Annotated in this window: 10 protein-coding genes and 1 rRNA gene; 3 read left to right on the top strand and 8 right to left on the bottom strand. The window is 36.9% G+C overall.

From position 1 onward, the window contains the following. Positions 1–20: 20 nt before the first annotated feature. The gene (locus tag V7149_RS13075; RefSeq protein ID WP_335346069.1) at positions 21–815 is read right to left on the bottom strand and encodes a carbon-nitrogen hydrolase family protein; all 795 of its coding nucleotides are present in this window, start codon (positions 813–815) and stop codon (positions 21–23) included. 258 nt (positions 816–1,073) lie between these two features. Between V7149_RS13075 and V7149_RS13080 the strand changes: the two genes are divergently transcribed. Beyond that, complete coding sequence (locus V7149_RS13080) at positions 1,074–1,472, top strand: cytidine deaminase (protein WP_335346070.1); 399 nt, start codon at positions 1,074–1,076, stop codon at positions 1,470–1,472. 113 nt (positions 1,473–1,585) lie between these two features. On the opposite strand, the gene V7149_RS13085 is transcribed toward V7149_RS13080, so the two are convergent. Next, complete coding sequence (locus tag V7149_RS13085; protein WP_335346071.1) at positions 1,586–2,437, bottom strand: LysR family transcriptional regulator; 852 nt, start codon at positions 2,435–2,437, stop codon at positions 1,586–1,588. A 233-nt stretch (positions 2,438–2,670) separates the two neighbouring features. On the opposite strand from V7149_RS13085, the gene V7149_RS13090 reads away from it, so the two are divergent. Next, a complete protein-coding gene (locus V7149_RS13090; protein WP_335346072.1) occupies positions 2,671–3,765 on the top strand; it encodes an NADH:flavin oxidoreductase in 1,095 nt (364 codons plus the stop codon). Between the two features lie 151 nt (positions 3,766–3,916). Here the strand turns inward: V7149_RS13090 and V7149_RS13095 are convergent, their stop codons facing one another. The 4 genes from V7149_RS13095 to V7149_RS13110 all read right to left on the bottom strand — a co-directional run bounded on the left by V7149_RS13095 (position 3,917) and on the right by V7149_RS13110 (position 7,435). Further along, positions 3,917–4,540 carry an ECF transporter S component gene (locus tag V7149_RS13095; RefSeq protein ID WP_335346073.1) on the bottom strand — a complete coding sequence of 208 codons (624 nt, stop codon included), beginning with the start codon at positions 4,538–4,540 and terminating at the stop codon, positions 3,917–3,919. A gap of 178 nt (positions 4,541–4,718) precedes the next feature. Next, entirely contained in the window at positions 4,719–5,429 is a 711-nt protein-coding gene (locus V7149_RS13100) for an SDR family oxidoreductase (RefSeq protein WP_335346074.1), read from the bottom strand. A gap of 148 nt (positions 5,430–5,577) precedes the next feature. After that, entirely contained in the window at positions 5,578–6,534 is a 957-nt protein-coding gene (locus tag V7149_RS13105) for a carbon-nitrogen hydrolase family protein (RefSeq protein ID WP_335346075.1), read from the bottom strand. Between the two features lie 394 nt (positions 6,535–6,928). Next, positions 6,929–7,435: a hypothetical protein gene (locus tag V7149_RS13110; protein ID WP_335346076.1), complete on the bottom strand. Its 507-nt coding sequence runs from the start codon at positions 7,433–7,435 to the stop codon at positions 6,929–6,931. Between the two features lie 396 nt (positions 7,436–7,831). Here V7149_RS13110 and V7149_RS13115 point away from each other — a divergent pair, with 396 nt between their 5' ends. Continuing rightward, on the top strand, positions 7,832–8,476 hold the full coding sequence (locus tag V7149_RS13115) for a glycosyltransferase (protein ID WP_335346077.1): 645 nt from the start codon (positions 7,832–7,834) through the stop codon (positions 8,474–8,476). A gap of 310 nt (positions 8,477–8,786) precedes the next feature. Here V7149_RS13115 and V7149_RS13120 read toward each other — a convergent pair whose 3' ends face one another. Next, a complete protein-coding gene (locus V7149_RS13120; RefSeq protein ID WP_335346078.1) occupies positions 8,787–9,644 on the bottom strand; it encodes a tyrosine-type recombinase/integrase in 858 nt (285 codons plus the stop codon). A gap of 113 nt (positions 9,645–9,757) precedes the next feature. Beyond that, positions 9,758–9,874 (bottom strand): 5S ribosomal RNA (gene rrf / locus V7149_RS13125). Positions 9,875–9,964 lie beyond the last annotated feature (90 nt).

Raw genomic sequence — 9,964 nt, forward strand, 5'->3', positions numbered from 1 at the left:
GGAGCGTGGCAAGGACCGCTTTAGCAGTAAAATTCCGGTTTTCGGTCTCTTACGCTTGGCAGTTTTTCTCGCACTCGGCGAATCCGATCTAAATCAAGATCAGCGAAAAATAACGTTTCTTCCTCACCGGCGCTGGCGAGGACAATTCCCATCGGATCAACAATCAGACTTCGTCCGGAAAAAATATCGCCAACAAGGTCGGCACCGCAAACGAACATCGTATTTTCAATCGCCCGTGCGCGAATCAGCGTCTGCCAATGCTCCTCTTTCATCGGACCCGCTACCCATCCGGCAGGAACAAACAGGACATCCGCTTCCTGAAGCGCAAACTGTCTTGCAATCTCGGGAAATCTTAATTCATAGCACACCATTAAGCCAATTTTTCCAAACTCTGTTTCTACTACTTTATATTGATTATCACCCGCAATAATCGTATCCGACTCTTTATAACTAAAAGCATCATATAAATGAGTTTTTCGATAAGAATGAATGATCTCGCCTGAACGGTTAATAAACACGGTTGTGTTATAGGCGCGTTTTTGATCATCCGCTTTTGGTTCATACATACCACAAACAACATAGATTTCGTTTTCACGGGCAGCTTGTGCAAGGCCAGAAACAAACGGACCATCTAGCGGTTCCGCTACCTCAACAGGCAACACGCCAGACTTTGGGGTGGCAAGTGCCATATAAAATTCCGGAATAATGACAAAATCTGCGCCTTTACTTTTGGCTTTCGCAATGTATTGGATCGCCTTCTCTAAATTAGAGGCCTTATCAACACTGGTGGATAATTGTGCAATTGCGACTCTCATGAAAGTGAGTACCTCCTAAAATGATTATTTTCATTTATTTTAATCTATTTTGCTGCTATTTTGTGGACTTTTTAAATGATTAATAATTTTCCCTATCCTTTGACAAACTTAGAGTGGAGACAGGAAAGCATTTCCATCATCTAATTCATCTATGTTGACAAATTTTCCTAAATATAATATTATAACAATCCTGCCAATCAAACGTTGGCATTAAGGGGACTTTGAAAAGTTCATTCTTCTTTGAAAGGGATGGATCATATGAATAAAGAGCTATTAATGGAAAGTGCACGTAAGATGAAGGAAAGGGCCTATGTACCTTATTCCAAATTCCCAGTTGGAGTCGCGTTATTACTAAAAGATGGTACTGTTATTAATGGAGTAAACGTGGAAAATGTTTCATTAGGTGAAACAAATTGTGCTGAGAGAACAGCTATTTTTACTGCAATCGCAAATGGTTACAAAAAGGGTGATTTCCAGGCGATAGCTGTCGCGGGTGATACGGTAGATTTTCTTCCACCTTGTAGTATTTGCAGACAAGTGTTAGCAGAATTCTGTTTACCTGAAATGCCCGTTTATTTAACAAACGAGAAGAAAGATATATTAGAATTGACCTTAAGGGAATTATTGCCTTATGCATTTACAGACTTAGATATGTAATATACTTATTCAATTTATATAAAAAGAGGGCAAGTTTTGATGGATCATTTCTCAAAACTTGCCCTCTTATTTGTTCATTTATTAAGGATTCTAAGAATATGTTTTTCTCTTTTTTAATCCCAATTTTTAGAGTGTTTCTTTATTAAGGTTATCATACTTATGATAGATGGAGAAAGCCACTTGTCCTTATGATAGGCAAGGAATGTTGAAATAGCTGGATGTTCCGGTTCTACTTCCTCCCCATGCAATTTCTGACTTTCTAATTCTTCTTTCACTGAAAAATAAGGTACCAATGAAATTCCTAATCCACTTCTAACACATTGTTTAATGGCTTCTATACTTTGGAAATCTAAACTTTCTTTCACATCCACTTGTTTAAAATTGATATAGTGATCAAAAACAGACTTATAACTGCATGACCTTTCCGTATATAAAACCGTTCTTGGGTTTTCTTGCTTTGGAGGACTTATCAAAACCATTTTTTCTCTTTTCAATTCTTCACAATGAATCTCATGTAAGGACCAACCTTCTTTTTCTAATACCAATGCTAGATCGATGTCGCCATTTTGAAGATGTGATGCCACATTATAATTCTCGATAGATTTTAGTGAAAGGTTAACTTTAGGATAAGATTTTTTATATTCAAGAAGAATAGGTGGAACACGGCCGATCGTCAGCGATTCCGAGATACCAATAATAAGATCGCCTGTTGGATCCTCGTCTATGTTTAACGCCTGAGCATGCAATTCAATGATCTTTACCGCATAAGAAAGAAGTCGATGACCGTAATAAGTCAAAACGACTTTCTTGCCAAGTCGATCAAATAAAGGCTTTCCTACTTCCTCTTCTAATTCTTTTATATGGGTAGTAACGGAGGATTGAGCATAACCGAGATGTTCAGCAGCTTTTTTAAATCCTCCTCTTTCTACAATTGTCTTGAGTGTTATAAGTTGGCGAAGTTCCATCTAATTATCCCTTTCACAGTTCAATATTATCGAACTAATAGTTCATTGATATCTATTTTACTAAACTAAGGCAGTGAATTACAATGATACAGAACATAGATAGAAAATTTCTATTGAATAGGGTCCTTCCAAAAACGAGATACCCTTGAGCGAATAGTGAAGGATGTTAAATAAATACTTTATGGTTGATTAAGAATATACAATGAACTGTTATAAAAGAAGGAGTTTTGACAATGACAAATACAAAAACGTTATTTGAGACTGTTACATTAGGGAATATAACAGTAGATAATCGAGTTGGGGTTGCACCAATGACACGCATCAGTGCAACATCTGAAGGATTAGTAACTGATGAAATGATATCATACTATACATCTTTTGCCCGCGGGGGATTTGGATTTATTATTACTGAAGGGATTTATACAGATGAAAAGTATAGCCCAGGTTATTTATATCAGCCAGGGATTGTTAATGAAAAACAAACAGAAGCGTGGAAGAAATTAGTAGACTCTGTTCATCAAGCAGGCGCGAAAATCTTTGCGCAGATCATGCATACTGGGGCTCTTGTTCATGGGAATCCTTTTACTGAAGAATCAATCGCTCCTTCTGCTGTTCAGCCAAAAGGGGAAAAAAGTGAAGCTTATGAAGGAACTGGCCCTTACCCAATGCCAAGAGAAGCAACGAAAGTAGAAATAACTGAAGTTATAACAGGATTTGTAAATGCTGCTAAACGTGCTCTATTAGCTGGATTTGATGGGATTGAAATTCATGGAGCCAATGGTTATTTACTTGATGAGTTCCTTACTGATTATACAAATCACCGTACAGATGAATACGGTGGTTCTACGAAAAATCGGGTCCTTATATTGGTGGAAGTGTCTAAAGCGATTAGGGAAGCAGTAGGGAAGGACTTTACTATTGGTATTCGGATTTCGCAAGTGAAAGTAAATGATTACACACATAAATGGGCAGGAAAAGAAAAAGATGCTGAAATTATCTTTGGTCAATTAGGGCAAGCAGGTCTTGACTTTATCCATGTTACGGAACACCAAGCATGGAAGCCTGCATTCGATACAAGCGAAGCATCACTTGCCTCTCTTGCAAAAAAATACGGAAGGATTCTTGTAATCGCCAACGGTCATTTAGAGGATCCTAGCATGGCGAGGAAAATCATTGAGAACGGGGAAGCCGATGTGGTTACCTTAGGCAAAGGGGCCTTAGCTAACCATGATTGGGTTAACAAAGTCAAAAATGGAGAGCCTTTAGCAGAGTTTAAGCCAGAAGAAGTATTAACACCGAATGCAAAAATTAAAGAATTTGAAGTTTAAATCATCTCAATCTAATTTTAAGAATCTAAAAAGCACATAATTTCTAGTAAATGTAATCACAGAAATTCGAGGATCCAATACATGCTTATCCCTCACTACACTTCCTCTCCCTGTGATTACATTTAAAACCACCCGTGATAACGGGTGATATTTATTTTTTCAATACCTTCAATAACGGTGGAACCACAGCCGTTGTTACAATTCCAGCAAGGACTGCTTCGGCAAGTCCATTTGTAAAAAACACAGTTAAAACAGCTTTATAAATTGCACTCGTGCTACTGGCATTAATAGCTTGAGCATAGGCATCTTGAAATAAAAAAGAAATAGAACCCATGACTAAAAATGTATGTATAAAAGTTGTAAGTAAGCCAGTTAAAAATAAAGCAGGCTTTTGATTGGACTTTTTCTTTATAATAGCTTTATGAACAGCTTTGAAAATATAGTAAGGTATAAACCCAATTATTACTCTCGGAACAATTGCAATAAATAACGCCCAAATACTTCCCTGACTCGTGCCTAATACAGGAATTGCTGGTGAAAAAGCAAATGATAACAAGGTTGGAGTGATCGTATTTATTGCAATACTAGTGAAACCAAACACAAGCCCTAAGAAAGCACCAATTTTGGGCCCTAAAATAATAGAAGCTATAATTATTGGAATATGAATGATAGTCGCTTTAATTACACCTAAATGTATATACCCAAAAGGTGTTAAAGCACATAATAAAATAATAGATATAAAAATCGCAGTTAAAGTAAATTCTTTTGTTTTCAACTTCTAACTCCTTAGTCATCTAATTTCTTTCATTTTCCTAAAGACTAGCAAAACACCATTTTAATTTAACTAAATTCTATTTATGATTAGTGCAAAAGTAAAGATATTTTCCTTGATGAATATAAAAAAGGGCTCCAGAAAGTGATCAAAACTTACTTTCTGGACAGCCCCCTGCTATTTACACTGGACGAACTGTAATTTCATTTACATTCACATAGTCAGGCTGGGTGACAGCATAGACAACAGCCTTTGCAATATCGGCTGCTTCAAGCTTTTTACGATCATTCGAGGTTCTATTACTGCTCAAGTCTGTATCTACCATCCCTGGTGAAATATTCGTTATCCTTACACCTGTTCTAGCAAGTTCCTTTTCCAATCCCATGGAAATGGCCCGAACAGCGTACTTTGTAGCACTATAGACGGTACTTGTTTTTGTTACCTCAAGACCGGAAACCGAAGCAATATTGATAATATGTCCAGTTGACCGGCTAAGCATCGATGGCAATACAGCATGAATGCCGTAAAGTACACCTTTTATATTAACATCAATCATCTGCTCCCAATCCTCCACCTGCCCGGATCGGATGGTTGCTGTTCGCATTTGCCCAGCATTATTGATAAAAATATCTACATTGTCTAATTCTGCTTGTGCCTTTTCCGCTAGCTGATTAACGTCACTTTTAACTGACATATCCGCCTGGACAGCAATTACTTTCACCTTGCCATTCGTTATTTCTGTAATTTCACTTTTTACTTCGTTTAATTTTTCCAGCCGGCGGGCGGCCAGGACGATATTTGCTCCCTCCATGGCTAATTCCTTAGCAATAGCAGCGCCAATTCCAGAGCTGGCACCAGTGACGATCGCTGTTTTTCCTTGTAGCCTGTTCATGACAGTCTCCCCCTAACTTTTTCCATTAGTATAACATTGAAGCAAAAGGTCTTGCTATTGGAAGTGTTACACTGCTCATTGAAAAATAAAAAGGATGTCCCTATAAGAAAAAGATCCCTTTCCCTATTAAAAAGCAGGACCTACAGGGTTATTTCTTCCAAATGATATTTTCCTGCTTTTCTTTGTTTATTAACAATTTAAAAACATCCGGCCTTGAATAATGCCCTACTGGATCGAAGTCAAATTGACTAGAGGCTATTTGTCTCATATCAAGATCGGCAATAATCATTTCTTCTTTTCCCCAAACAGGTTCAGCAACATAATCACCAAGTGGCCCAACAATGGCACTTCCACCGTTACACATCACATCTGGAGCTGATACAAGGTCATCATAACAAGCTAAATCCTCAGGGTACATGTCCTTCGTTACAAATTGATTGGAGGACAATACAAAGCATCTGCCTTCCATTGCTATATGACGAATAGTCGACTGCCATGATTCTCTAGCGTCAGCAGTTGGGGCAATATAAAGCTGAACACCTTGTGCATACATGGCCGCTCTCGCTAAAGGCATGTAGTTCTCCCAGCAAATCAGAGCTCCAATTTTTCCATGCGGAGTATCAAATACAGGTAATGTACTTCCATCCCCCTCACCCCAAACAATCCGTTCCGCTGCAGTTGGTTTTAATTTTCGATGTTTACCCAAAAGGGAACCATCTGGGCCTATAAAAATAACAGAACAGAAAAGTGTACCACCACTATATTCGCTATCCCGTTCAATCACACCCATAATAAGGTATACTCCCGCTTCACGTGCGGCTTGACCAAGCTGTTCCGTCGCTTCACCAGGAACAGGAATCGAGTTCTCCCAATATCGATACCAGTCTTTCCTTCCATCGTCAGTGCGGCTTCCTATTACAGTGCCAAAGGATAATCCTCTAGGATACGCTGGAATAAATGCCTCTGGAAAAACAACAATTTGGGCGCCCTTTTCTCCTGCTTGTTGTATTAAGCTAACTGCTTTATTTATGGTGGCATCACGGTCCATAATAATGGATGCAGCTTGAATAACCGCAACCCTTACACTTTGATTCAAATTCGCCATATAATACCTCCATTTAGATACCGAATCTTTAATTAGTTTTTTCGGTAGATTGAAAGAATCTATCTAACTATATTCCAAATAACTTTATGGCAGAACTAGTATAATGTGCTTTACAAAGTAACCTACACTTCTATCATAATGAAATAAATATTTTTTAATCATCCACTTTAATACTTCCCCCATCCATTTACTCTTAGAATATAAAAAAAGAGAAATCATGAATGAAATCATGTTTCTCTTTTTTCGAATGGTGCTTGTTATTTATTAATAACAAGAAAATCCTCGTCATTAAGTGTTATCGCATAGATACCGAATTGTTTCTTCGTCTGAAGCAGTCGTTAATACAAAGGCAATCCAACACCTAACCTAAGACATACTGACTTTTGCAGTTGAACTATTTTTGGCTTATTTCAAAAACTTTCCTAATTATTTCATTTAATTCTTTCGTTCGGCTAATGGTAATGTACTCATCATTTTTATTAAAATATGTGATTGCGTTTGTATAATATAATTGTTCTGGTTCATCATTTTTCCTTATTGAATATACATATCCCCCATCAGTTTCTTCCTTTTTTATTATGATGAAGTCTTTACCATTTTTGTTTTCCAAATGAATTAGTTCAAAATCTCCCCATTCACTCTCCACATACATGGCATAATTCGGTTTTGTTTGGAAAAGCGCCATAGAATTAGAGTTTTTTATTTCATTAATCTTGAGCCCCTGTTTGGTTAGAGCAACAATTATATCTTTAGCATGGCTGTATTCATTTGGAATAGATAGGTTATTGGTCGTTTTATTTTCATTTAGCTCCTTCGATACTTGGGACTCCTGTTTTGAACACCCAATAGGAAGGGTTACCATGGATAACAAACAAAATAGTAAACAAGTTCTTCTTAACATGTTAAATCCCACCTTTATGCAAGTATAGTAAATAACATGTTAAATTTCCCCTTTTAGTTTCACTCATAAACATCCTTTGTTAGATACTACCTAGTATTTAACTACTACCATAAGCAGTTTTCTAATTATCCCTTATTAAACTGATCGCCCCTGTTGAAAAAGAAAAAAAGGGGCCGTCCTTTCTCGTAAACTCTCGCACCAATTAGTAATACTTTATATTCCTTACTTCCTACAAAAAATAAATATTCTACCAGAATTCTCACTTACACTTCGTTATTTATCCAAATTTCATTTTTTCTTAAAAAAGCAGGGTTAGCAGAACCATTTTTAGGAATAAAAAAAACCTATATATCAATAATAAAAAGGGTATTTTTTATCTTTGGAAGGAGAAGGTTTATGAAAAAATTATTGTTGATGGGTTTTATTTTGTTATTTCCACTAAACATGATGACTGGAACAATCAGTACCTACGCTGAGACGCAGGTACCATGCATTAGCCAATCTGAAGTAAAGTTTGAAAATCATTTCAGGAGACTTTGGATTGATCATGTATTGTGGACAAGTAATTATATTACAAGTGCAACAACAGCAAGAGCAGAGGATCAAAAACAGGTATTGACTAGGCTTCTGAAAAATCAGGAGGATATTGGTAATGTTATAAAGCCAGTATACGGAGAGCAAGCTGGGAACAAACTTACGGATTTGCTTAAGGAGCATATTATTATTGCAGGAAAGATTGTAGATGCGGCTAAAAGCGGAAATAAAGCCTTGGTGAATCAGCTAAACAAAGAATGGTATAGAAATGCTGATAAAATAGCAGCTTTCCTTAGCGGTGCCAACCCCTATTTGAAAAACGAAGATCTAAAAAATTTACTCTATACGCATCTGAAATTTGTGACAAATGATTTATCTGCAAGTTTAGCAAAAGATTGGAACGCAAGAATCGTTTCAATTGACAATGGAATCACACATATAATCCTAATGGCAGATACTATTTCTGCGGGAGTTGTGAAGCAGTTTCCGGAAAAATTTAAAAAATAATCATAAGAATCTCCAGCATTCTGTTAGAGATTCTTTCATTATGAGGGTATTTACTGTGTCAGCACTTTAAAAAAGGCTGCCGGCCGCGCCTGGAGATAATGAAGTAGATAAGGTAATAAGATTGGTGGGATATAGCAATATTGCAACAACAAGTAGATAGTTAAAGGATTCTTTTAGCGATCTGGCAGATGGAATTATACTCTTCCTAAATTTTAAGGAACTTGAAATATCATTCCTTAATTACAATAACCCTTCCGAATGATTCGGAAAGGCTATAAAAAAGTACTTATTACACCCCTAATAAAACAACCTATCCTTGTGTGTCGTTAATAAAAGCATTATTAATGACTTCCTCTAATTGGCTTCTATTTACCTCGGATCTTTTTATATATCTTTTGACTAGATTTAAATCCTTAATGCCTGCCAGTTTTGAAACAACCTCAAGATCGACATTAGAATCAACGAGCCGTTGACAAAAAGTATGTCTTAACTGATTTGGGGTTACATCATAATTTTTAAGCATGTATTGGATGGTTCTTTCTGTTAATCGTTTGCCTGTTTGCGAGATGAAAATGGCCTCTTTTTTTAATGGGTGAACCACAAAGTATTCATTTAAATGCTCTCTTGCATCCCTTGATAGAGGAATGACACGTTTTTCTTCCTTTTTTTCAACAGTTATCTCATTTTTCTCGAAGTTGACATGCTCCCAGTTTAAATTACATAATTCTGAAATACGAATTCCAGTGTGCAACAGTATATAGACTATAGCCCGATCTCGCAGATCACTATTATGATTTACCTTTTCTATCAATACTTGATACTGCGCCTCGGATAATATTTCAAATTCTTCATTTCTTTCCACAGGCTTTAGTTCAATACCAAAAGTAAGTTCAGGCTGCTTCAGGTACTTCGCAAAAGTACGTATAATACCAACAATTTTATCAATTGTTGCTAGGCTCTTTTGCTGTTGTTCCAGGTGGGAAATATAATCTTGAATATCACTCTTACGCAAATGGTTTAAATCAGAATCGTTCTTTTGAAGCCATTCATGAAACCTTTCAAGTTCTAGACCGTATGTTTTTACAGTATTAGCAGATTTATTTTGCTCGACTAGCCATTTACAAAAATCAAGAATCAGCGGAATAACCTCTCCAGAATAATTAGTCAACTCATGTCCCTCCCAGATATTGTTACTTTCATTATAACTCCAACAAAACGAGAAGTAAACTTCTACGAATTTAACATATAAAAAAAAGCATCCATAATGGATGCTTGTTCATTGCCTAGCGACGTCCTACTCTCACAAGGGGACAGCCCCTAACTACCATCGGCGCTGAAAAGCTTAACTTCCGTGTTCGGGATGGGAACGGGTGTGACCTTTTCGCTATCGCCACTAGACCTATTTTATTGAGGTTTGTTCCCTCAAAACTAGATAATGCTGAAGAAGTCTTTCGAGTAATCATTTAATTTGGTTAAGTCCTCGACCGA

This window comes from Bacillus sp. JJ1503, assembly GCF_036965125.1.
Taxonomy (GTDB): domain Bacteria; phylum Bacillota; class Bacilli; order Bacillales; family Cytobacillaceae; genus Cytobacillus.